Source organism: Arthrobacter sp. efr-133-TYG-104 (assembly GCF_030208915.1).
Classification (GTDB): Bacteria; Actinomycetota; Actinomycetes; order Actinomycetales; family Micrococcaceae; genus Arthrobacter.
In genome coordinates this window covers 12668-35477 of sequence record NZ_JARVTA010000013.1, presented here as the reverse complement: position 1 = coordinate 35477, position 22810 = coordinate 12668, and the positions used below count along the sequence as shown (strand labels likewise).

Here is a 22810-nt window from a genome sequence, read left to right as displayed (position 1 = left end):
TGGACCCGTACACCGGAAACAAAGGTTTGCGCCAGTCCGGCAATCTATCCATTGCAGGTTCGGAGGATGAAAAAGACGATGGCCACGGATTACGATGCCCCTCGGAAAACTGAGGAAGACGTCAGCGAAGACTCCCTTGAGGAGCTCAAGACGCGCCAGCCAGGGAGTCAGTCCTCAGCGGTGGACGTGGACGAAACAGATTTAGCTGATGCTTTCGAGTTGCCGGGAGCCGATCTTTCCGGAGAAGAGCTCCTCATCCAGGTCACGCCGCCCCAGGCTGACGAATTCACGTGCTTCAACTGTTTCCTGGTCAAGCACAGGTCGCAGATTGCCGCGGAGCGGGATGGCCACCTGTACTGCTCCGAATGCGAAAGCTAGATTGGGCGCGCGTCAGGCTCGGGGGGAGGTCAACGCAGAAACAAGTGCATCCGGCCTACGGGTTGACGTTAGCCAGTACGGGGTGCGGTCCGCAGGGTCGGTGATCTCGATCTTGACCACAGGGTCCACCCATCCCCGGAAGCACATGTAGGCGAGGCCGTTCAGGCGTGTACCGCGCTCGGCGGAAGCAGCGCTTTTTTCGAAGCCCTCCACGGTGCCCACGAACTCGCGGTCGATGGTTGCGCGTCCCACGCGCAGGGTGTCTTGGGTGACCGAGATGGTGGGCGTTGAGAGCAACAGCATGGTTGTCATGAGCGCAAAAAGGACAAGGGCCGCAATGATGGCCGCGGCCGTGCTGATGGGTCCGAACATCAAGAGCCCTGCGCTGGACAGCCCTACCACCACAATCCAGATCCACGCCGACGGCCACAGCTTCTCTGTATAGATTGGCTGGGAGGATGACGCGGTGTTTCCGGCGGGCATGGAGGCGGAAGGGTCAGACGTACGCATGGATCCAGCTTATCGGTCCACGCCAAATCGGGACGCCCCGTCCGTGGAGGGCAACGTAGAATAAACCACTGTGAGCAACGAGACCGCAGTACTAAGGACAGAGGCCGGACCCGCAAACGGGGACGGCGCGGATACCCCGGCAAGCTATGGGACCCCTACCGTTAACGTCCAGTTGAAAATGCTCGACGACGGCCTGGAAGCGCCGTCGTACGCGCACCCTGGCGACGCCGGGGCGGACCTGCGCGCACGCGAAGATGTGCACTTGGCCCCGGGCGAGCGGAAGCTGGTTCCAACAGGCGTTTCCATCGCCTTGCCGAATGGCTTCGTTGCCCTCATCCACCCCCGCTCGGGCTTGGCAACCAAGCACGGCTTGACCGTGGTCAACGCACCGGGAACGGTGGACGCCGGGTACCGCGGAGAGATCGCCGTGACCCTCCTCAATACGGACACAGCCAAGCCCATAGAGCTCAAGCGCGGCGATAGAATTGCACAGATGGTGATTCAGCGGGTGGAGTATGCACAGTTCGTCAACGTCGACCAGTTGTCCGATTCCATACGCGGTACCGGCGGCTTCGGTTCCACGGGCGGCTTCACCACACCACAGGCGTAAATAGTCCACCCTAACGGCGGGCGGCACCCATGTAAGGGTTGCCGCATTGCCGTTGTTGACTGTGGTTGCGGTTTACTTGGGGACAGACCACTACTAAGGAGAAAACCCGATGCTTTTTGGGCGCGGCAAGAAGTCCAAGGCCGAGAAGACCGGTACCGCTGGAACGCTCGGCGAATCCGACTCCGCTGAAGTACAAGGATCCGCGGTTGCCGGGACAGCAGCCAAGGGGGACTTTCGGGGGAGCAAGGGTCCTTTGGACATTAGCGAAATCGAGAGCCAGGACGGCTACGTTGACCTTGGGGCGCTGCTGATTGCACCGGCCGATGGCCTCCAGTTGCGGCTCGAAGTCGAAGAGGCCACGCAGCGCGTTGTGGCGGTCACCATGGATCTGGGCGGCTCCAGCCTCCAGCTCCAAGCGTTTGCAGCCCCGCGCTCTGAGGGTCTCTGGGATGAAATTCGCGAGCAAATCAGTGAATCGGTAGCGAGCCAGAATGGAGAGACCGAAGAAATTTCGGGGAGCTTCGGGCCCGAGCTGGTGGCGAAACTGCCCGCAGAAGCCACAGATGGAAGCCGGGGCTTCCGCGCGGCCCGATTCGTCGGCGTCGACGGTCCCCGTTGGTTCCTTCGGGGCGTGCTGGGCGGCGAGGCTGCGCTGAATCGCGAGGCCGCGGCCGACCTGGAAGAGTTGTTCCGGCGCGTAGTGGTGGTTCGCGGTGAAAGCCCGATGCCGCCGCGGGAACTCCTGCAGCTGCGGGTACCCAAGGATGCTGCCGTTCCAGGACAGGCAGGTGCCCCCGCCGGTGAGGCCGCGATGCACCAGCCCGAACGAGGACCGGAGATCACCCAGATTGGCTGACGCGACGGCAGGGAATGGATCCCTCCAGCAGCAAGGGCATGGAGTCAAGGACCTCCCTGCCCGTGGCCGGGCAGAATGCTACGGATTCGTCGATTCGGTGACACATCAACCACCCAGCCAGCAGCCTTTCTTTTCCGCGCTGATAGTCGACCACGTCCAGGCCGGATCCCCGGCAGCCAGCGGCGCCAGAAAGCCAAACCCACGGCTACGCGTCATTTGGCTTGGCCGGGATCGGGTGCCGGGCATCAAGGCCGGGGTGGAGGTCCATCTCAAAGGCATGGTCACCGAGGTCGAAGGCCTTCCGGCCATGTTCAATCCCCGTTACGAGATACTTTCCACCCAGGAGCACTAAAAACGTGGCCAACGGATCAGAACCGACAGACCCAGCCAAACCAACAGGTGCCCCGAACCCAGCGGTGGTTCCGCCAACGTCCGGGCCAACGATGTCCGAACTGGCTGCCGGGTACGCCGAGCGGGCCGGTATCCAGCGGAACAGCTCAGGGCATGTAGACATGCTGAAGTCCGCCGGCGGAGTGCAAGGCATTGCCGAGAGCATCCTGCCGGGGCTTGTTTTCCTCGTGGCATTCACCATGTCCAGGGACTTGACATTGTCGCTGGTGGCTGCCTTGGCTGCTGCCGCAATCTTTACGGTCATCCGGATCGTCCAGCGACGTCCGCTGACCCAAGCCTTGGCAGGCGTGGTGGGCGTCGGCATCTCGGCGTGGTTGGCCAATACGACAGGCAGGGCTGAGGACTTTTACGTTCTGGGATTCTTTACGAACGTCGCCTACATAGCGGCAATGGCGTTGTCGGTGGTGGTGAAATGGCCCATCGCCGGACTCCTCTTCGGGTTCGTCCGCAATGAAGGCTTCGACTGGCGAAAAAATCCCGCGCGCCTCCGGACCTATGCCAACGGCACCTGGATCGTGGTCGCTGTCCTTGCCTTGCGACTCGTGGTCCAGGTGCCGTTGTACCTCATGGGTGAGCCCGGGTTAACAGCGTTGGCAACCACGCGGATCCTGATGGGAGCTCCGCTATACATCCTCGGCCTGTGGGTGGCTTGGCTTGTCACCAAGCCCGCGCCTCAGCCGTCGAAGCCGTCGTCGTCCGCGGCCTGATCCGGTGACTCCTGGTCGTCGTCGCGGGGTCCATGTCCGGCAACGGAGGCTGGAGACAGCAGGCCCCTGAGGTCGTCTTCGGCGGCAAGGGTGGTCACGAAGAACAGTTCGTCACCGCCGTCGAGAACATCGTCCCGCGTAGGCGTGATCGGCACGTGGTCCCGCAGGATAGCCACCAAAGTGGCGTCCTCAGGCCATTCGATGGCACCTACCGTGCTGCCGATAATGTGCGAGTCATGTGGAACGGTGAATTCCACGATGGACGCCACACCGGTCTGCAGTGTCAGCAGGCGCACGATGTCGCCGATCTCAACCGCTTCCTCCACCAAGGCCGTCATGAGTTGGGGTGTGTTGACTGCCACGTCGACACCCCAGGAATCGTTGAACATCCAGTCGTTCTTGGGATTGTTGACCCGCCCGACCGTACGGCCCACACCGAATTCCGTCTTGGCCAGCAGCGAAACCACGAGGTTGACCTTGTCGTCACCGGTGGCTGAAACCACGACGTCGGCATCCTCAAGCTTCGCGTCCTGCAGGGTGCTCAACTCGCAGGCGTCTCCAACCAACCAGCGGGCTCCACGCAAGCCGCTGCGACCAATGACTTCGGGCTTCAGGTCGATCAGGAGAATCTGGTGGTTGTGGGCCAAGAGCTCACGCGCTATGGACGAGCCGACGCTGCCTGCGCCAACTATGACAACTTTCACTACAACTCCTTGATGGGTGCTTTGGCGAGGATCCGGCTGATCTCTGTGGTCCGGTCCAGGCTCAGCATCGCGTGGACTGTGTCGCCTTGCTGGTAAGCCGTTCCGGTTTCCGGCAGCATTCCTTCGCCAAACCGGGTCAGGAATGCGATACGGATACCAGCAGCGGCCTCGATGGAACTGAGGCTGTGCCCGATCCAGCCTTCATGAAGATCGATTTCGGCCAGGACCAAACGTCCCGACGGTTCGCGGTAATCACCGGCAAGGTGCTGTTCGGGGAGGATGCGGCGCAGGACTTGGTCAGCGCTCCAGCGCACAGCCGCAACCGTGGGAATGCCCAGGCGCTGGTAGATTTCCGCCCGTCCGGGATCGTAGATACGCGCCACCACGTGGCCCACGTGGAAGGTTTCACGGGCCACGCGTGTGGCGAGGATGTTCGAGTTGTCTCCACTGGAGACTGCAGCGAATGCGAAGGCTTCCTCGACGCCGGCCCTCTTGAGGGTGTCCCGGTCAAATCCGACGCCCGTGACCTTGCGTCCCGAGAAAGTGTTGCGCAGGCGCCGGAAGGCACGTTCGTCCTGATCGATCACTGCCACGGAATGGCCTGCGTCCTCCAGAGTGTGTGCCAGGGTTGCGCCAACACGGCCGCAACCCATGATCACGAAGTGAGCCACCATGTCTCCTAAAAAGTATCGTCCTGCCGCTTGTGCTGCCGCTTCGTAAGACTTTACCGTTGGAGTGCCCGTACGGCGGCGACCACCGTCATGACATCGCCGTGGATTCAGAGTAGTTTTGCGGGGTGCTGACTATTCTCAACGCCGCAAAGCGGATATTGGTAGGCAAGCCGGTCCGGAACGACCGCTTGGCCCATACCTTGCTGCCCAAACGCATCGCTTTGCCGATTTTCGCCTCTGACGCCCTTTCGTCGGTGGCCTATGCCCCTGATGAAATCCTGCTGACATTGGCGTTGGCCGGGGTGAGCGCCGTGGCTATCTCGCCGCTGGTTGGCCTCGCCGTCATGGTGGTGTTGCTCACAGTTGTTGCTTCCTACCGGCAAAATGTCCACGCATATCCCTCCGGCGGTGGGGACTATGAAATCGCGAACGTGAACCTTGGGAAATACGCAGGCCTCACGGTCGCCGCCGCGCTCTTGGTTGACTATGTGCTCACGGTCGCCGTGTCCATGTCATCTGCGGCCGCGTATGTGACAACGGCCATACCGTCGATGCACGGACAGCAGGCTGTCATCGCCACTGTGGGCGTTGTGGTCCTAGCGTTGGTTAACCTCCGCGGCATTAAGGAAGCGGGTTCGGTGTTTGCCGTTCCTACCTATATCTTTATGGCTTCCATCCTGGGCATGACCGCCGTCGGTATCTTCCAATTTGTCACCGGGCAATTGGGGCAGGCGCCGTCGGCTAACTTCACCATCGTGCCGCAGCAGGGTTTCGACCAAGGCTTGGTGGGACTGGCCGGTGGATTCCTGCTGTTGCGTGCCTTCTCCTCCGGCGCCGCTGCACTGACCGGCGTCGAGGCCATCAGCAACGGCGTGCCGAACTTCAAGAAGCCCAAGAGCAAAAACGCGGCCACTACATTGCTGCTGCTCGGTGCCATCGCGGCTGCAATGCTTGCCGGGATACTCTTCCTGGCCAACGCCACCAAGGTGCATATCGTCCAGGATCCAGCCACGGAATTCCTCGTTGACGGCAAACCGTTGCCGGACGGCTATGTCCAAAACCCTGCAATCAGCCAGATCGCCGACACCATCTTCGGGGCCGGATCGATTCCTTTCTACATCGTGGTGGCGGCCACGGGCGTCATCCTCGTTTTCGCATCCAACACTGCGTTCAACGGTTTTCCGGTATTGGGCTCCATCCTCGCCCAAGACGGATACTTGCCCCGGCAGCTCCGTACCCGTGGTGACAGGCTTGCTTTCAGTAACGGCGTGCTGGCCCTGGCGGCGGGGGCGCTGGTCCTGATCCTGTCGTTCAACGCAGATGTCACCAAACTCATCCAGCTGTACATCGTGGGCGTATTTATCTCCTTCACCGCCAGCCAGCTCGGCATGATCCGGCACTGGGGGCGGCAACTGAAGCTGGCCAAGGACAAAGCCGTCCGCAGGCGCATCATCAAGTCCCGAACCATTAACATGGTCGGTTTCGGCATGACGGCCTTGGTGCTGGCTATTGTCCTGATCACCAAGTTCGAACAGGGTGCGTGGATCGCCTTGTTGGCCATGTTTGTGCTGTTCCTGATCATGTGGAGCATTCGCGCCCACTACGACAACGTAGCCAAGGAACTCGCGGTGGACGAGGACTCCTCGCCCCGGGCCCTGCCCACCCGCGTCCACGCCGTGCTGCTTGTCTCGCACGTCCGCAAACCCGTACTGCGCGCTTTGGCTTACGCACGGGCCTCACGCCCCTCGCGTTTGGATGCGGTGACCGTCGATATCAACCCCGAAGAGACAGAACACACCGTCCGTGATTGGGAGAAGCTCGAGATTCCGGTGCCGTTGACGGTCTTGGCCAGCCCGTACCGAGAGACGGTGACACCTATCATGGACTACATCAAGAACATGCGGCGCGACTCCCCACGGGACCTGATCGTGGTCTATATCCCTGAATATGTTGTGGGTAAATGGTGGGAGCAACTTGTCCACAACCAGACGGCCCTGAGAATCAAGACCCGGCTCCACTTCGAGCCAGGTGTGATGGTGGCCAGCGTCCCGTGGCAGTTGAAGTCCTCCGAAGAAGCAAAGGCACTGCAGGATACCAAATGACCTTCCACAGCACTTCCACCCCGGCCGCCGGCAGCGTAGGGCACGACGAGCCAGGGACTGAACTCGTCGTAGATGTAGGGCCAATTGCCCACGGCGGCCATTTCGTCGCTCGGCACGAAGGCCGCGTGATTTTCGTCCGCCACGCGATCCCGGGGGAAAAGGTCCGGATCAGGTTGACCGATTCCGGCGAAGCCTCGCACTTCTGGCGTGCCGACGTCGTTGACGTCCTCAACGCTTCGCCGCACCGCGTCCGCCACTTGTGGAAACTTGCCGATTCCGTGGACTCCTGGCGCCACGGCGGCCCCCCGGTTGGTGGTGCCGAGCTCGGCCATATTGACCTGCCATGGCAGCGGGAGCTGAAGGGCCTGGTTCTAGCCGAGCAGCTCAAGCGCTTGGCCGGCATCGAGCGAGTGACCGACGTTGAAGCCGTAGGGGACGACGACGGCGGCCTCGGCTGGCGCACGCGCGTCGGCTTCGCCGTGACCTCCAAGGGACGGTTGGGCATGCACGCGCATCGTTCCGACCTCGTCATCCCGGTCAAGGACATGCCTCTGGCACTTCCTGCCATCAATGAGTTGCGGCTATGGGACGTGGATTGGACGGGGATTGCGCGGGTGGAAGTTGCAGCACCGGCGAACGGCACGCGACCCTTGGTTCTTGTGGCTCCGGAGGAATCGACCAGCCCCAAGCGAGTCCACAGCGTGGCGGCGCAGTTGCCGGCCGACGTATCCGTGGCCAGCTTTGAGCCTGGCACTGGCCATGCCGTCCAGCTCCGGGGGAGGACCTGGGTGCAGGAAACGGCTGCGGGCCACGAGTATCGCGTCAGTGGCGAGGGGTTCTGGCAGATTCACCGGGCCGCGCCAGACACCCTCACCGCAGCAATGACAGGATTCCTCGCCCAGGGTGGGTTCCTTGAGCCCGGCGCAACTGTGGCGGATCTGTACGCTGGCGCCGGCCTTTTCTCGGCTCCCTTGGCTGAAGCCGTGGGAGTCACGGGATCGGTGCTCTCTGTTGAGGGCGCTCCGGGTGCCAGCCGGGACGCGAGGAAAAACCTGCACGGCGAGTCGAATGTGGAGATCGTCCAAGGCCGGGTGGAGCGGGTACTCCGTCAGCGTGCACGCAGTTTTGACGCCGTGGTCCTCGACCCTCCCCGGGCCGGGGCGGGTAAGGCCGTGGTCCAGCAGCTCATCGATACCCAACCACGCGCCATTGCCTATATCTCCTGCGACCCCGCATCGTTCGCCCGGGATGTGGGTTACTTCCAGCAGGGTGGATGGCGGCTGGAATCGCTGCGCGCCTTCGATCTCTACCCGCATACCCATCACCTCGAAACGGTGGCGCTGATCGTACCGGCCTCCTAGCCGCCCCACGGGAGGCCAATGCCACTACGATGGCTTTAGTAGTCCCGCCCCGGTCTGCCGTACTGCGGTATGAACTGCCGACGGGGCGACCAAGAGAGAAACGTCGCCGGCTAAGTAAGGCGTGCCTAACTGGCTAGCGGCCAACCACGCGACAAAGATGAAACTGTTGCGAGAGGAGTCCTGCCATGAGCACTGTGGACAGCTTCGGTTCCAAAGGCGTACTTAATGTAGCCGGCACCGATTATGAGATTTTCCGGTTGAACTCCGTAGAGGGCGCAGACAGCCTTCCGTTCAGCCTTAAAGTATTGCTTGAAAACCTCCTGCGGACTGAGGATGGCGCCAATATCACGGCCGACCACGTCCGCGCCCTGGCCGGTTGGGATCCCAACGCGGAGCCCGACACGGAAATCCAGTTCACCCCGGCCCGCGTCATCATGCAGGACTTCACTGGTGTTCCCTGCATCGTCGACCTCGCCACCATGCGCGAGGCCGTTAAGGAACTCGGCGGGGATCCAAAGCGAGTCAACCCGCTGGCTCCGGCTGAAATGGTCATCGACCACTCAGTCCAGATCGATGTTTTCGGCAACTCCGGCGCGCTGGAGCGCAACATGGAGATCGAATACCAGCGCAATGGCGAGCGTTACCAGTTCCTTCGTTGGGGCCAGACGGCTTTCAACGACTTCAAGGTAGTTCCCCCCGGAACCGGCATTGTGCACCAGGTCAACATTGAGTACCTGGCCCGCACCGTCATGACCCGCGAGGTCGACGGCGTTTTGCGCGCCTACCCGGACACCTGCGTTGGCACCGACTCGCACACCACCATGGTCAACGGCTTGGGCATCCTGGGCTGGGGCGTTGGCGGCATCGAAGCCGAGGCAGCCATGTTGGGCCAGCCCGTCTCCATGCTGATTCCCCGCGTCGTCGGCTTCAAGCTCACGGGCAGTATCCCCGCGGGCGCTACCGCTACCGACGTCGTCCTGACCATCACCGAAATGCTGCGCAAGCACGGCGTCGTGGGCAAGTTTGTCGAGTTCTACGGTGAGGGCGTTGCCGCTGTGCCGCTCGCCAACCGCGCAACCATCGGAAACATGAGCCCGGAGTTCGGCTCCACGGCTGCCATGTTCCCGATCGACGACGTCACGCTTGAGTACCTCCGCTTGACCGGCCGCTCCGAGGCGAATGTCGCCCTCGTTGAGGCCTACGCCAAGGAACAGGGCCTTTGGCACAATCCTTCCCGTGAACTGCGCTTCTCCGAGTTCCTGGAACTTGATCTGTCCACGGTTGTCCCTTCGATTTCGGGCCCCAAGCGTCCCCAGGACCGCATCATCCTCACGGAGTCCAAAGCCCAGTTCCGCGAAGATCTGCGCAACTACGTCAAGGAGGACCTGGCCGGCGGTAGCCTCGACGAAGCGATTGACGAGAGCTTCCCGGCCTCGGACTCGCCGTCGTACACCAGCTCCGCGACCCACATTGCCGAGGTTGCGCCGCACCCGCACGGCCCCAAGTCGAACGGCCGCCCGTCCACCAAGGTGAACGTCACAACCGCTGATGGCCGCGAGTTCGAACTGGACCATGGTGCAGTGTCGATCGCCTCGATCACCTCATGCACCAACACGTCCAACCCGTCGGTCATGCTCGCAGCTGCCTTGCTGGCACGCAACGCCGTGGAGAAGGGCCTCACCTCCAAGCCGTGGGTCAAGACCTCAGTTGCTCCCGGCTCCAAGGTTGTCACGGACTACTACGAAAAGTCCGGCCTGACGCCGTACCTGGAGAAGCTGGGCTTCTACATCGTGGGTTATGGTTGCGCCACCTGCATTGGCAACTCCGGCCCGCTTGAGCCGGAGATCTCCGAAGCGATCCAGGCCAACGATCTTTCGGTCGCGGCGGTCCTTTCGGGTAACCGTAACTTTGAAGGCCGCATCAACCCGGACGTCAAGATGAACTACCTGGCGTCCCCGCCATTGGTCATCGCCTACGCACTGGCTGGCACCATGGACTTCGATTTCGACGCCGATGCCCTGGGTACGGACTCCGAAGGCAACGAGGTCTTCCTAAAGGACATCTGGCCGAACCCCACGGAGGTGCAGGAAGTCATCGACTCCTCCATCGACGAGGCAATGTTCGTCAAGGGTTATGAAGGCGTCTTCGAGGGCGACGACCGCTGGAAGGCGTTGGACACCCCTGCCGGAGACACCTTCGTTTGGGCCGAGGATTCCACGTACGTGCGCAAACCTCCATACTTCGAGGGCATGAAGGCCCAGCCGGAGCCCGTCCAGGACATCTCGGGCGCCCGCGTGCTCCTGAAGCTTGGCGATTCGGTTACCACGGACCACATCTCCCCGGCCGGCTCATTCAAGTCGGACACCCCGGCTGGTCAGTACTTGCTGGCTAACGGCGTGGAGCGCAAGGACTTCAACTCCTACGGCTCACGCCGTGGTAACCACGAGGTCATGATCCGCGGCACCTTCGCCAATATCCGCATCAAGAACCAGTTGCTGGACGGCGTCGAGGGTGGCTTCACCCGCGACTTCAGCCAGGAAGGTGCACCGCAGGCATACGTCTACGATGCAGCCCAGAACTACCAGGCTGCCGGAACACCCCTGGTGGTCCTGGCCGGCAAGGAATACGGCTCGGGTTCTTCCCGTGACTGGGCAGCCAAGGGCACTGCGCTTCTGGGCGTGAAGGCAGTCATCGCTGAAAGCTACGAGCGGATCCACCGCTCCAACCTGATCGGCATGGGTGTCCTTCCCCTCCAGTTCCCGGCAGGCGAGTCTGCTGCAACCTTGGGCCTGACCGGTACGGAAACGTTCGCCGTCGAGGGCGTTACTGAGCTGAACAACGGCACAACTCCGAAGACACTCAAGGTGACGGCAACGGCAGAGGACGGCTCCGCAAAGTCCTTCGATGCGGTCCTCCGCATCGATACCCCGGGCGAAGCTGACTACTACCGCAACGGCGGCATCCTGCAGTACGTGCTTCGGCAGATCTCAGGAAAGCACGAGAACTGATCACTACCTGATTCAATGCCACAGCCCCGGCTGGTCGGAAGACCGCCGGGGCTGTGGCATTCCGGGTTTCGCGGACGGGCCCGGCAGCGAGTCGCGCCGGCCGGCGCACGCGCTAAAGTTAACAAGCACGTCATTCACCCTAAGGAGGGCCGTTGGGACTTTTGGAAACCGTTAAGGATCCACGGGACCTGGCCAGACTGTCCAGCACCGAGCTGGAACAATTGGCCGGCGAAATCAGGTCATTCCTGATCACCAATGTTGCCGCGACGGGTGGACACTTGGGTCCCAACCTCGGGGTTGTTGAGCTCACCTTGGCCATCCATCGGATGTTCGAATCTCCCCGGGACAGCATCGTCTTTGATACCGGTCACCAGTCCTATGTGCACAAGCTCCTCACCGGGCGCCAAGACTTCAGCACCCTTCGCCAGCAGGGCGGCATGTCCGGCTATCCTGACCGCGGCGAATCCCCGCATGACATCGTGGAGAGCTCGCATGCTTCTTCCTCGCTGTCATGGGCTGATGGTATTTCGCGTGCCCGGCAGTTGACCGGTGAAGGTGACCGCTTCGTCGTCGCAGTCGTGGGCGACGGCGCCCTGACAGGTGGCATGACCTGGGAGGCCATCAACAACATCGCCTCCGATAAACGCCGTCGGGTAGTTATCGTCGTCAATGACAATGGACGCTCATACGCACCAACTGTCGGCGGTTTCGCCGATTACCTTGCTTCCTTGCGCCCCACCATCGACTCCCTCCGGACCGCGCCTGCCTATGAGGGCATGCTGGATTGGTGGAAGAAGAAACTTCAGAACGGCGGACCCACCGGCCAGTTCACCTACAAGAGCCTGCACGCCATGAAAAAAGGCATCAAGGACTGGTGGGCACCCCAGGGCATGTTTGAAGACCTTGGCATGAAGTACATAGGCCCGGTAGATGGCCATAACCTCCAAGCCATGGAGAACGCCCTCCACACCGCCAAGGCCTACGGCGGCCCCGTGATTGTCCATGCCATGACGGAAAAGGGCCACGGCTACGCCCCGGCCCTGGCCAACGAGGCCGATCAATTCCATGCAGTGGGAATCATCGATCCCGAAACCGGCGAGTCAACCGAGATGCCCGGCGCCCGGTCCTGGACTTCTGTTTTTGCCGAAGAAATCGCAGATATAGCCGATGAACGCCCGGACATTGTGGGCGTCACAGGAGCCATGCTCATTCCCGTCGGGCTTCATAAGTTCGCCGAGCGCCACCCGGAACGGGTTATTGACGTTGGCATTGCCGAGCAACATGCACTGACGTCAGCTGCGGGGATGGCGTACGGTGGGCTGCATCCCGTTGTTGCTGTTTACGCAACGTTCTTGAACCGGGCGTTTGATCAGCTCCTCATGGACGTGGCCCTGCACAAGGCCGGCGTGACGATCGTCCTTGATCGGGCCGGTGTTACCGGTCCGGACGGCCCCAGCCATCACGGCATGTGGGACATGGCGATGGCCCAGATTGTCCCCGGGTTGCATTTGGCGGCGCCGCGGGACGCCACCCGGCTTCGCGAAGAACTGCGCGAAGCCGTAGCCGTCAACGATGCTCCCACGGTAGTCCGGTTCTCCAAAGGAAGCGTCGGCGCCGAGGTCGAGGCCATTGAAAGGCTTCCCGACGGCGTGGACGTCCTCGCGCGCCGCCCGGAGGGTTCCACTGAGAACGATGTCCTGGTGGTCAGCGTCGGAGCTATGTCCGAGCTCGCGCTCGATGTTGCTGCCCGTTTGGGCGCGCAAGGAATCAGCACCACGGTGGTGGACCCCCGTTGGGTGCTTCCGGTCCGTCGGTCCATCATCGCGTTGGCAGCCCGTCACAGACTTGTGATCTGCATCGAGGACGGCGTCCGGGCCGGTGGCGTGGGTTCACGCATCCGCCAGGAAATGCGTGCCGCAGGTGTGGACACAGCACTGAACGAGGTCGGTCTTCCCGTTGAGTTCCTTGACCACGGCACCCGCAGCCAGGTTTTGGAACGCGTTGGGCTCACGGCACAAAAGATAACGCACGACGTCGTGGCCCAGGTTTTGGGGACGAAAGTGCCCTTTGCCCGGCCGCTGCCGGGTCAGGAGCATCCGACTACCGGCAGCCTGCCCAAGCTGTGACCGAGCTCCGCACCCCGGGCGCCTTGCAGCCCGGCGACTTGGTTGTGTCCAGAAACCGGAAATGGGACGGGACCGCGCACTGGGTGGTCCCGGGCCGGTACTTGGGTGAGGACATTCATGGCTGGTGGATTTTCCAGCCTGCGGGGGAGTTTTGTGCTCGTCCCGGTGCAGCCTTTTATACGGCGTCGGATGCGCTTCTGCTGGTTCCTCGGACGGGGGAGTACGTCGCCACTTTCTATGACGACGACTACCCTGGCGACTTCCGGATCTACGTAGACCTGGCCGCGGCGCACGACTGGAAAACGATCAGGCCCGGAGTCACCGAGTTCCACATGATTGATATGGATCTGGACGTCATCCGCTCGATCACCCGTGGAGTGTTCGTCGATGATGAGGACGAATTCGAAGACCGTAAGGTGGCATGGGGTTATCCGGCAGCGGTGATCGATGCCATGGAAGCAGAATGTGCTGCGCTTCTTGAAGCTGTGGGCACCATGAGAGCGCCTTTTGACTTAGGCAATAACAGCGTGAGCACAGCGTGGTTCACGAAAGGACGGGCATGAGCGGCATTATCCGAACATACAAGCGCGACGACGACGGAGTCCTGCACTTCAGGGAGGCCTGGTACGACGACGACGACCACCAGTTCGTGGTCAACCATGGGGCAGTGGGGCATCAAAGCAAGACTGATGAAACCGAGGTGGGGGATGAGTCCGCCGTCGAGGGGTTGATGGCTGCGTTCGCCGCACAATGCGAGGAAGACGGCTATGCCCAAATTTCCCCATCGGAGCAGTTCTGGGTAGTGGCCCAACTTGCCCTGAAATCCCAAGACGGCACCGAACGCGACCGGCACCTTGAACGGAAAGCCAAAGCCGCCCTCACGGGGGAGCTCGCCTGGCGTGGCCTTGGAGTGGTGGATCGGACGGAGATCGGCAATTTCCGGCTGAACATCTTTTGCCTCTGCCCCGACGTCAACAAGGCCGTCAATGCGATCAAGATCTGTGTCCGCAACGAGGATCTGGACTTCACCAAGCTCACTATTGCGGCAGCCCCGTATGGGGACCCTACTGAATTCAAGGTGAAGCACTCGCCCAAGCAGGGCGTGGGCTTTACTCTCTAAGTAGCACCCATCGCACCAGGAGGGATCTCGATGTCGTCCAAGAGCAATTGGCCGGGACATACGCCCCTGCCGAAAGGCCTCGCGGCCCCGGCGAAACGGGCACTGGCCCACCAAGGGATAGAGACGCTGGAGCAACTCGCGCAGTTCGGTGAGCGGGAGACGTCCGAACTCCACGGTTTGGGGCCCGTTGCCATAGCCCAGCTCGGGGACGCCATGGAGGAATGCGGTATCTCCTACGTCTCGCGGTAGGCACGTTTCCCCCGGCGATTTCACTTCGTTGCCTTGGGTCACTTGTTGTCCGATGCCGAGGGTAGGCTGAAGCCATGACTGAATATCGACGCCTTGGCCGTTCCGGCTTGACCGTTTCCGCCGTCGGGCTGGGTTGTAACAACCTCGGCCGCGCCAACACTCCCACGGAGTCGCAGGAGGGCACCGACGCCGTCGTCCACGCCGCTGTTGACGCCGGGGTGACGTTTTTCGACGTCGCCGATGTCTACGGACGTGAACCAGGGCTCAGTGAGGTAATGCTGGGAAAGGCCTTGAAGGGGCGCCGGGACGACGTCGTGATCGGCACCAAGTTCGGGATGGACATGGCGGGCGTCAACGGAAACGACTTTGGTGCCCGCGGTTCGCGCCGGTACATCATGAAGGCCGTTGAAGCGTCACTGCGCCGTTTGGATACTGAGTGGATCGATCTGTACCAGTTCCATACGCCTGATGCGCAGACGCCCATCGATGAGACACTCGCGGCCCTTGATGACCTGGTCTCCAGCGGCAAAGTGCGCTACCTCGGACATTCGAATTTTGCTGGCTGGCAGATCGCGGAGGCGGAGTACGTTGCGCGGCAGTCCGGCGGTGCGCGCTTCATTTCGACGCAAAACCACTACAACCTGCTGGATCGCCGCGCCGAGCTGGAGGTGTTGCCAGCCGCGGGAGCATTTTCACTCGGTGTGCTTCCGTACTTCCCCCTTGCCAACGGCTTGCTCACGGGCAAATACTCTCCGGGTAAGGCGCCGGAAGGCTCACGGCTGAGCCACACCCGCACCAACTTGGTAAGCGACGCCGACTGGGAGCAGTTGGGCCGCTTCAGCCAGTTCGCCAAGGAACGCGGCCTGACCGAACTGCAATTGGCGTTCTCATGGTTGGCCGCGCAGCCGGGCGTCGGCAGTGTGATCGCCGGGGCAACCCGTCCGGAGCAAATCCGTCAGAACGCCGAAGCCGTGCGCTGGGTGCCTACCCCCGAGGAGCGGGCCGAGCTTGACGAGATTTTCCCGCAGGCGCCAAAGGTGGCTCTCTTCTAGGCGCTACCTCACATCCCACGGCATGGTGCTTGTCGCTCTCTCACTTCCCGTGCTTCCCGTCCAAGGCAGTGCGGGAAGTGGGAGAGCGACGGTGGCTAGGCCGGTGCCGATGCTACTCCCGGCTCCAGGAACCGCTTGCCGTTGACCCGCTCGGAGGCGCCCACCCGGTCCAGGTAGGGGGTGATGCCCCCAAGGAACATGGGCCAGCCTGCGCCCAGGATGACGCACAGGTCAATGTCTTGAGGTCCTGCGACGATCCCTTCGTTGAGCATCAGGCCAATTTCTTCGGCCAGGGCATCCTGCGTTCGTCGGAGGACTTCCTCCCCGGTGGACGGGGTATTGCCGAAGGACAGGATTGCCAGCGTTTCCGCCGGAATGACGGGCTTCCCGTCGGGACCGGGGACCCACAGCGTCTTAATCCCGTTGTCGATGAGCTTTTGCAGGTTCTGCGAAACCGGGAAACGATCCCCGAACGCGGTGTGCAGGGATTCTTGGACGTGTTGGGCTATGGGCAGCCCCACCATGGCGCTCAAGGTGAAGGGGGACATCGGAAGGCCCATGGGCCGCAAAGCCGAGTCGGCAACCTCGGCTGGAGTGCCCTCGTCGAAGGCCGCAATGACCTCACCCATCAGCCGGAGCAGGATGCGGTTCACCACAAAGGCTGCGGCGTCCTTGACCAGGACAGCCGTTTTCTTGAGGCCCTTGGCGAGTTCGAATGCGGTTGCCAGCACTGCGTCGTCCGTCTTGGGTGCCCGCACGATCTCGAGCAAGGGCATGACGGCCACCGGGTTGAAGAAGTGGAAGCCCACCAAGCGCTCGGGGTGCTCCAAGTCTTCGGCCATGGCGGTGACGGAAAGCGATGAGGTGTTGGTGGCGAGAATGCACTCGGGAGAGACGATGGCTTCGACCTCAGCGAATACCTGCTTCTTCACGTTGAGTTCCTCGAAAACGGCTTCGATGACGAAGTCGGCGTCGGCGAAGGCTTCCTTGGAAACAGAACCTGTGACCAGAGCTTTGGTCCGGTTCGCGGCGTCGGGCTTCATCCGTTTCTTGGCCAGCATCTTGTCGACTTCGGCGTGGACGTAGGCAACGCCCTTGTCTACGCGTGCTTGGTCGATGTCCGTCATGACTACTGGGACCTTCAGCTGCCGGGCGAACAGCAGCGCCAACTGGCTGGCCATCAGACCGGCCCCTACGACGCCGATCTTGGTCACCGGGCGAGCCAGTTTCCGGTCCGGGGCGCCCACCGGACGCTTGGACCGCTTTTGGACGAGGTCCAGGAAGGCGTACACGGTGGAACGGAATTCATCGGTCTGCATCAAGCCTGCGAGCGTTTCACACTCGAGTTCAGCCGACGCCGCCTGGGTCATGGTGCGGTTAGCTTCCATGACATCGAGGACCTTGGCCGGAGCGGGGGAAGCGTTGGATGTCTTGCTCTCCACAAAGGCGCGCCCAGCGGCGACGGCGGCAGCCCAGCGGTCCGCCACACCGGCATCGGAAGGATCGACGGCGTTAGTCCGGTCAGGCGTTACCTCTCCGGAAATGACCTGCGCTGCCCAGGCCAGTGACTGCTCAACGAAATCGGCAGGTTCAAAGATGGCATCGGCAACGCCGAGCTCGTACGCCTGTTGCCCACTGAGGGTCCGGTTATTGCTGAGGGGGTTCTCAATCATCACCTTGACCGCGTTCTCCGGACCGATCAGGCGCGGAAGGATATAGACGCCACCCCAACCCGGTACCAGGCCGATGAAAGCCTCCGGAAGACCTAGCGCCCCCGCGCCTGTGGAGACAGTGCGGTACGTGGACTGAAGGGCGATTTCAAGCCCGCCGCCCAGTGCAAGGCCATTAATGAAGGCGAAGCTGGGAACACCGAGATCGGCCAGCGTTGCGTAGACGGCATGGCCGAGTTGGGCCATCCACAGTCCGTGCTCACGTTCCTTGAGCGTCTTTACGGCTGATAGGTCCGCACCGGCCACCAGGAAGTATGGTTTGCCCGTGACGCCGACGCCGACGATCTCGCCGCGGGCGGCCCTTTCCTTGAGCGTTTCCAATACGCCCCCGAGCTCCACCAAGGTGTTGGGGCCGAGGGTGGTCGGCTTGGAGTGGTCCAGGCCGTTGTCGAGGGTGACCAAGGCGAACGTTCCCGCTCCGCCAGCGAGCTGGATGTCCTGAACGTAGGAATGAGTCACGACTTCATCAGGGAACAAGGCGGCGAGCTTGTGGAATTCGGGGGTGCTCATGCGGCAGCTCCTTCGGTGGTGGAGGATTCATAGGCGGCGTGGTGCGGGTTTTCCCAAATCACGGTGGCTCCCATGCCCAGCCCAATGCACATGGTGGTGATGCCGTAGTGAACCGTTGGGTCTTCCTTGAACTGCCGCGCCAACTGGTTCATGAGCCGAACGCCGGAAGAGGCAAGCGGATGCCCGACGGCGATTGCCCCGCCATATCGGTTCACCCGAGGGTCGTCGTCAGCGATGCCGAAGTGGTCAAGGAAGCTGAGAACTTGCACTGCGAAGGCTTCGTTGATTTCGAACAGCCCGATGTCGTCGATGCCGAGGCCCGCATTTTTCAGGGCCTTCTCCGTGGCGGGTACCGGTCCGATGCCCATGACCTCAGGCTCGACGCCGGCAAAAGCGTAGGAGACCAAGCGCATCTTGACGGGCAAACCAAGTTCTTCGGCGGCATCCGCGGAGGCGAGAACCGCCGCCGTCGCGCCGTCGTTCAAACCGGCAGCATTGCCGGCGGTGACTCTGCCGTGAGCCCGGAACGGGGTACGGAGTTCTGCGAGGTCATCCACCGTAGTACCTGGACGAGGCGGTTCATCGATGGTGTTCAGGGCCCATCCCTGCCCGGGTTTCATGGTGGCTACGGGCACCAAGTCGGGCTGGATCTGCCCGTTGGAGTAGGCGGTGGCAAGTTTGGCCTGCGACGACGCCGCGTAGGCGTCTGTACGGGCTTTGGTGATCGCGGGGAATCGATCGTGCAGGTTTTCGGCTGTGTTGCCCATGTTCAATGCTGCCGGATCCACCAGGCGCTCGGACATGAAGCGGGGATTGGGATCGGCACCGGCGCCCATGGGGTGGTTGCCCATGTGTTCCACTCCGCCTGCGATGACAACGTCATAGGCGCCAAAACCGATGCCACTGGCCGTCGTCGTCACCGCGGTCATGGCGCCGGCGCACATCCGGTCGATGGCGAATCCGGGGACGCTGCGGGGGAGCCCGGCCAACAGCGCTGCCGTGCGGCCGATAGTGAGGCCCTGATCGCCGGTCTGGGTGGTGGCTGCAATGGCTACTTCATCGATGCGCTCGGCCGGCAACGAAGGATTCCGGCGCATGAGTTCGCGGATGCACTTGACCACAAGGTCATCGGCTCGAGTGCCGGCATAGATGCCTTTCTCGCCCGCCTTGCCGAAGGGGGTTCGTACACCGTCGACGAAGACGACATCCCTGACGGTCCGCCGGGCACTGTGTGATGGACTCATGAATTACTCCTCGTTGAGACATGGAGCCGGGACCGCGATGCGGTTACTCCGGTTGGCATTGATGCAATGTTACTCGTGGGTAACTTAGGGTGCAAGGTTGGCCATGGATGTCGGGCACGGAGTAAGCGAGCCGAAAGCGGAAGGGCCCGCAGCGACGGGTCATTCTTCGTCACAACGGGCCCTTAACGGGTGATCGGTTCAGTCGGCATCCTCGGTGCGCTGCGGGGCCGCGCTGGCGGGGGCTTCCTTGGCGGTGGCGTTTTTTGCTGGGAGGGGCGCCGGGTTCAGGCATGCCTCGGTAAGGATGGGGGCAGCGAAGGAAATCTGCCACTCGCGTGCGCCCAGCGCCCGCAGTTCCGCTGCCACTGTGTCCAGCGAGACGTCCGCGGGGGGCCGCCAGGCGATGCGTCGCAGGAAGTCCGGGGTCAGGAGGTTTTCCACCGGCAAGTTGAGCTCTTCGGCCTTGGCTTGAAGTGCCGGCCGGGCGGCGGCCAGCCGGGCGGCGGCCTCGGGGTCCCGATCAGCCCATACCCGCGGCGGGGGAGGTGCGTTGGTAGCCAAATGGAGCGGTGGGAGCTCCGAGAGGGTGCGGGCGTTGGTGATGCAGCGGAGCCATCGGGGTGCTTCGCGTTGGGCTGAGCGGCCGTGGAATCCCCTGGTAGCCAGGAGTTGCGGAACCGTGGTGGGCATGGCCTTGGCGGCTGCGACGAGTGCTGAATCCGGGAGGAGGCGGCCGGGGGCCACGTCGCGTTTGCGGGCCAACTGGTCCCGCTCCATCCAGAGTTCCCTGACCGCGGCCAGTTGCCGGCGGTCGCGAATTTGATGCAGGCCTGAGGTTTTGCGCCACGGATCCACGCGCGGTGGTGCTACGCCTGCGGCAAGGATTCCTGCAAACTCCTGCTCCGCGAACTCAAGTTTGCCGTCCGCCTCGAGCAGTTCGATGAGTTCCTCGCGCAGTTCGGCGAGAACTTCGACGTCGAGGGCTGCGTACCGGAGCCAGGGTTCGGGAAGGGGACGGGTGGACCAGTCAGCCGCCGAGTGTTCCTTGGCCAAGCCAAAGCCGAGGAGTTGTTCGATGACGGCGGCAAGGCCTACGCGGGGGAGGCCGGCAAGCCGTGCGGCGAGTTCGGTGTCGAAAAGTTTATCCGGCCACATTCCCAGCTCTGCCAGGCACGGCAGGTCCTGGGTGGCGGCGTGCAGGATCCACTCCACTCCGCGAAGGGCATCATTGACGACGTCGAGTGTCTCGAAAGGTTCCGGGTCGATCAGCCAGGTTCCGGCACCTTCGCGACGAATCTGGACGAGGAAAGCACGCTGGCCGTAACGGAACCCGGAAGCCCGTTCGGCGTCCACTCCGGCGGGACCGGTCCCGGCTGCGATCGCGGCGGCGCACCGTTCCAACCCGGCCACGGTATCGATGACGGGCGGGACCCCTTCGCGCGGGGTGTCCAAGTCGATGACTTCAGGGACGTGGCTATCAAAGCCGTCAACCTTGATGCCGGTGGTGGGTTCAGCAGCCGGATCGCCGGCTGTGGTATTTTGCAGTTTTTCAGGGGTCATGATTGCTTAAGCTTACCGATACCTGTCAGGACCGGCGGCGGAGAGGTGGTCCGTTGCCCGAAAAAGGCGAAGGGCGGCGGTCAATTGAGCCTCCGCTTGGGCAGGCCGGTGACTCCCGGGGGCAGAGGGGGAAGGCCTGCAAAGGTACAGACCATATCGGACCACGCCTCCAGATGCGCCTGGACATCCGAACTCGCGGGCGTCCAGGATGCCCGGAGTTCGATGTCTATGGTGTCGGGGCGTTCGGCCAGTGTGCCGAAACTTTCCGAGAGGATGCGAGTGGCGGTCCCACCTGCAGCACGGTAGTGGGCTTGACGGTTCTGGAGAGCCTCCACGAGCCACGTCCACGCTACTGAGCCGAGCATGGCATCGTTGCCCATCTCGGCATCCATTTGGGCGCGGATGTACGTAACGATGCGGAATTCACCCTCCCAGACGGCTGACCCGTCAGGATCGTGAAGGAGGATGAACCGTCCAGTGGCCAGCTCGTCATCCTCCTCATTGGAGGAACTATCGCTCTGGCCTTGCACGAATGCTTTGGCCGCGGGCCCGTGAACAGGGACTTGGCGGGTGGCCGCGGTGGGGCTGAATACTTCCGCCCCGAGGGCGACGGCGTAGGGGGCCAAGCGTGCGGGGGCAGGAATTTCGTCAAGCCGGAGTTCACTGCGGCATTGCGCTTTTCGGAGCGTTCCCAAAGCGAAGAGAAAGTCCGGGGGAACCTGTGCGAGGGCGTTCACCCTCGCAGGTTATGCGTCCGGGGCTGCGAATGGGCGTAGGCTCGCCGCCCCGGACGCATGGTACATCTACGGGTCAGGCAAGCTCCCGCTTGATCGCCGCAACGAAAGCGTCGATGTCCGCCTCCGTGGTATCGAAGGAACACATCCAGCGGACTTCGCGGCGGGCGGCGTCCCAATCGTAGAAAGCAAAAGACTTGCGCAAGCGGTCGGCAGCCCCCTCGGGGAGGATGGCGAAAACGCCGTTCGACTCGGTAGCCTGGGTGGGCTCAACGCCGTCGATCTTTTCCACTGCCTCGCGCAGGCGGGAGGCCATCGCGTTGGCGTGGGCTGCGGAGCGCAGCCACAGACCGTCCTCCAACAACGCGATGAACTGGGCAGAGATGAAGCGCATCTTTGAGGCCAACTGCATGTTCATCTTGCGGAGGAACTTCAGTCCCTGTGCGGCGTCCGGGTTCAGCGCCACCACTACCTCACCGAACAGCAAGCCGTTCTTGGTGCCGCCGAAGGAGAGGATATCCACGCCTGCGTCGCGGGTGAATGCCCGGAGCGGAACGCCCAGGTGGGCGGCTGCATTGGCCAGCCGTGCACCGTCCATGTGCAGCTTCATCCCCTTTGAGTGGACATGGTCGGCGATGGCGCGGACCTCTTCAGGGGTGTAGCACGTGCCCAGCTCCGTGGTCTGGGTGATGGAAACGGCCAGCGGTTGCGCGCGGTGCTCATCACCCCAACCCCAGGCTTCGCGGTCGATCAATTCCGGCGTGAGCTTGCCGTCCTCGGTGGGTACCTGGAGCAGCTTGATCCCACCGACGCGCTCCGGTGCGCCGTTCTCGTCCATGTTGATGTGCGCGGTAGATGCGCAGACGACCGCGCCCCAGCGAGGCAGGAGCGACTGGAGGGAGAGAACGTTGGCGCCTGTGCCGTTGAAGACGGGGAAGCACTCGATGCCCTGGCCGAACTCCCGCTCCAAGATCTCCTGGAGCCGCTTGGTGTAGATGTCCTCCCCATAGGAAACCTGGTGGCCGCCGTTGGCAGATGCCAGCGCCGCAAGGATTTCAGGGTGGACGCCGGAGTAGTTATCGGAGGCAAACCCACGCACCGCCGGATCATGCAGTTGCTTGGTGAGGTCCGTGCCGGTGTCGCTCTGGATGGACTCTGTTGTGCTCG

General features: G+C 62.5%; 21 protein-coding genes. 13 read left to right on the top strand and 8 right to left on the bottom strand.

Annotated elements, in window-relative coordinates; all coding sequences use genetic code 11:
- Positions 1-78: 78 nt before the first annotated feature.
- Positions 79-378, top strand: a complete 300-nt coding sequence (locus tag QRN04_RS10910; RefSeq protein WP_284976179.1) for a DUF4193 domain-containing protein — start codon at positions 79-81, stop codon at positions 376-378.
- Positions 379-390: 12 nt separating this feature from the next.
- Here QRN04_RS10910 and QRN04_RS10905 read toward each other — a convergent pair whose 3' ends face one another.
- Entirely contained in the window at positions 391-888 is a 498-nt protein-coding gene (locus QRN04_RS10905) for a DUF3093 domain-containing protein (protein ID WP_284976048.1), read from the bottom strand.
- A 70-nt stretch (positions 889-958) separates the two neighbouring features.
- On the opposite strand from QRN04_RS10905, the gene dut reads away from it, so the two are divergent.
- The 4 genes from dut (at position 959) to QRN04_RS10885 (ending at position 3472) form a co-directional block, all read left to right on the top strand.
- On the top strand, positions 959-1498 hold the full coding sequence (dut, locus tag QRN04_RS10900; protein WP_284976047.1) for a dUTP diphosphatase: 540 nt from the start codon (positions 959-961) through the stop codon (positions 1496-1498).
- Positions 1499-1607: 109 nt separating this feature from the next.
- Positions 1608-2354: a DUF3710 domain-containing protein gene (locus QRN04_RS10895; RefSeq protein ID WP_284976046.1), complete on the top strand. Its 747-nt coding sequence runs from the start codon at positions 1608-1610 to the stop codon at positions 2352-2354.
- Positions 2347-2706, top strand: a complete 360-nt coding sequence (locus tag QRN04_RS10890; RefSeq protein WP_284976045.1) for a hypothetical protein — start codon at positions 2347-2349, stop codon at positions 2704-2706. Before QRN04_RS10895 ends, QRN04_RS10890 begins: the two co-directional genes overlap by 8 nt.
- 4 nt (positions 2707-2710) lie before the next feature.
- Entirely contained in the window at positions 2711-3472 is a 762-nt protein-coding gene (locus tag QRN04_RS10885; RefSeq protein WP_502868786.1) for a DUF3159 domain-containing protein, read from the top strand.
- Here QRN04_RS10885 and QRN04_RS10880 read toward each other — a convergent pair.
- Complete coding sequence (locus QRN04_RS10880; RefSeq protein ID WP_284976044.1) at positions 3439-4176, bottom strand: potassium channel family protein; 738 nt, start codon at positions 4174-4176, stop codon at positions 3439-3441. The genes QRN04_RS10885 and QRN04_RS10880 overlap by 34 nt on opposite strands.
- Positions 4176-4847, bottom strand: a complete 672-nt coding sequence (locus QRN04_RS10875; protein WP_284976177.1) for a potassium channel family protein — start codon at positions 4845-4847, stop codon at positions 4176-4178. Before QRN04_RS10875 ends, QRN04_RS10880 begins: the two co-directional genes overlap by 1 nt.
- A 125-nt stretch (positions 4848-4972) precedes the next feature.
- Between QRN04_RS10875 and QRN04_RS10870 the strand changes: the two genes are divergently transcribed.
- The 8 genes from QRN04_RS10870 to QRN04_RS10835 all read left to right on the top strand — a co-directional run bounded on the left by QRN04_RS10870 (position 4973) and on the right by QRN04_RS10835 (position 15865).
- A complete protein-coding gene (locus QRN04_RS10870; protein WP_284976043.1) occupies positions 4973-6949 on the top strand; it encodes an APC family permease in 1977 nt (658 codons plus the stop codon).
- Positions 6946-8310 carry a class I SAM-dependent RNA methyltransferase gene (locus QRN04_RS10865; RefSeq protein WP_284976042.1) on the top strand — a complete coding sequence of 455 codons (1365 nt, stop codon included), beginning with the start codon at positions 6946-6948 and terminating at the stop codon, positions 8308-8310. The genes QRN04_RS10870 and QRN04_RS10865 overlap by 4 nt, the downstream gene beginning before the upstream one ends.
- A 185-nt stretch (positions 8311-8495) precedes the next feature.
- A complete protein-coding gene (locus QRN04_RS10860) occupies positions 8496-11318 on the top strand; it encodes an aconitate hydratase (RefSeq protein ID WP_284976041.1) in 2823 nt (940 codons plus the stop codon).
- Positions 11319-11470: 152 nt separating this feature from the next.
- Entirely contained in the window at positions 11471-13444 is a 1974-nt protein-coding gene (gene dxs / locus QRN04_RS10855; RefSeq protein ID WP_284976040.1) for a 1-deoxy-D-xylulose-5-phosphate synthase, read from the top strand.
- A complete protein-coding gene (locus QRN04_RS10850) occupies positions 13441-14007 on the top strand; it encodes a DUF402 domain-containing protein (protein WP_284976039.1) in 567 nt (188 codons plus the stop codon). Before dxs ends, QRN04_RS10850 begins: the two co-directional genes overlap by 4 nt.
- The gene (locus tag QRN04_RS10845) at positions 14004-14564 is read left to right on the top strand and encodes a hypothetical protein (protein WP_284976038.1); all 561 of its coding nucleotides are present in this window, start codon (positions 14004-14006) and stop codon (positions 14562-14564) included. The genes QRN04_RS10850 and QRN04_RS10845 overlap by 4 nt, the downstream gene beginning before the upstream one ends.
- A 30-nt stretch (positions 14565-14594) precedes the next feature.
- Positions 14595-14813: a helix-hairpin-helix domain-containing protein gene (locus QRN04_RS10840; RefSeq protein ID WP_284976037.1), complete on the top strand. Its 219-nt coding sequence runs from the start codon at positions 14595-14597 to the stop codon at positions 14811-14813.
- Positions 14814-14887: 74 nt separating this feature from the next.
- Entirely contained in the window at positions 14888-15865 is a 978-nt protein-coding gene (locus QRN04_RS10835; protein ID WP_284976036.1) for an aldo/keto reductase, read from the top strand.
- Positions 15866-15960: 95 nt separating this feature from the next.
- Here QRN04_RS10835 and QRN04_RS10830 read toward each other — a convergent pair whose 3' ends face one another.
- From QRN04_RS10830 to QRN04_RS10810, 5 genes are all read right to left on the bottom strand, one after another.
- Positions 15961-18105 (bottom strand): 3-hydroxyacyl-CoA dehydrogenase NAD-binding domain-containing protein, encoded by a 2145-nt coding sequence (locus QRN04_RS10830; protein WP_284976035.1) that lies wholly within the window; start codon positions 18103-18105, stop codon positions 15961-15963.
- Positions 18102-19349 carry a thiolase family protein gene (locus QRN04_RS10825; RefSeq protein ID WP_284976034.1) on the bottom strand — a complete coding sequence of 416 codons (1248 nt, stop codon included), beginning with the start codon at positions 19347-19349 and terminating at the stop codon, positions 18102-18104. The genes QRN04_RS10830 and QRN04_RS10825 overlap by 4 nt, the downstream gene beginning before the upstream one ends.
- Before the next feature lie 198 nt (positions 19350-19547).
- On the bottom strand, positions 19548-20909 hold the full coding sequence (locus QRN04_RS10820) for an HRDC domain-containing protein (RefSeq protein ID WP_284976033.1): 1362 nt from the start codon (positions 20907-20909) through the stop codon (positions 19548-19550).
- Positions 20910-20989: 80 nt separating this feature from the next.
- Complete coding sequence (locus tag QRN04_RS10815) at positions 20990-21646, bottom strand: DUF3000 domain-containing protein (RefSeq protein ID WP_284976032.1); 657 nt, start codon at positions 21644-21646, stop codon at positions 20990-20992.
- Positions 21647-21719: 73 nt separating this feature from the next.
- A complete protein-coding gene (locus QRN04_RS10810; protein ID WP_502868789.1) occupies positions 21720-22793 on the bottom strand; it encodes a threonine aldolase family protein in 1074 nt (357 codons plus the stop codon).
- Between the last annotated feature and the right edge of the window lie 17 nt (positions 22794-22810).

Bases quoted from the DNA above. Each gene is read 5' to 3' on its own strand.
- QRN04_RS10905 (WP_284976048.1), bottom strand. From the start codon at position 888: ATGCGTACGTCTGACCCTTCCGCCTCCATGCCCGCCGGAAACACCGCG.
- QRN04_RS10830 (WP_284976035.1), bottom strand. From the start codon at position 18,105: ATGAGCACCCCCGAATTCCACAAGCTCGCCGCCTTGTTCCCTGATGAA.
- QRN04_RS10860 (WP_284976041.1), top strand. From the start codon at position 8,496: ATGAGCACTGTGGACAGCTTCGGTTCCAAAGGCGTACTTAATGTAGCC.
- QRN04_RS10845 (WP_284976038.1), top strand. From the start codon at position 14,004: ATGAGCGGCATTATCCGAACATACAAGCGCGACGACGACGGAGTCCTG.
- QRN04_RS10840 (WP_284976037.1), top strand. From the start codon at position 14,595: ATGTCGTCCAAGAGCAATTGGCCGGGACATACGCCCCTGCCGAAAGGC.
- QRN04_RS10895 (WP_284976046.1), top strand. From the start codon at position 1,608: ATGCTTTTTGGGCGCGGCAAGAAGTCCAAGGCCGAGAAGACCGGTACC.
- QRN04_RS10820 (WP_284976033.1), bottom strand. From the start codon at position 20,909: ATGACCCCTGAAAAACTGCAAAATACCACAGCCGGCGATCCGGCTGCT.
- QRN04_RS10835 (WP_284976036.1), top strand. From the start codon at position 14,888: ATGACTGAATATCGACGCCTTGGCCGTTCCGGCTTGACCGTTTCCGCC.
- QRN04_RS10825 (WP_284976034.1), bottom strand. From the start codon at position 19,349: ATGAGTCCATCACACAGTGCCCGGCGGACCGTCAGGGATGTCGTCTTC.
- QRN04_RS10865 (WP_284976042.1), top strand. From the start codon at position 6,946: ATGACCTTCCACAGCACTTCCACCCCGGCCGCCGGCAGCGTAGGGCAC.
- QRN04_RS10910 (WP_284976179.1), top strand. From the start codon at position 79: ATGGCCACGGATTACGATGCCCCTCGGAAAACTGAGGAAGACGTCAGC.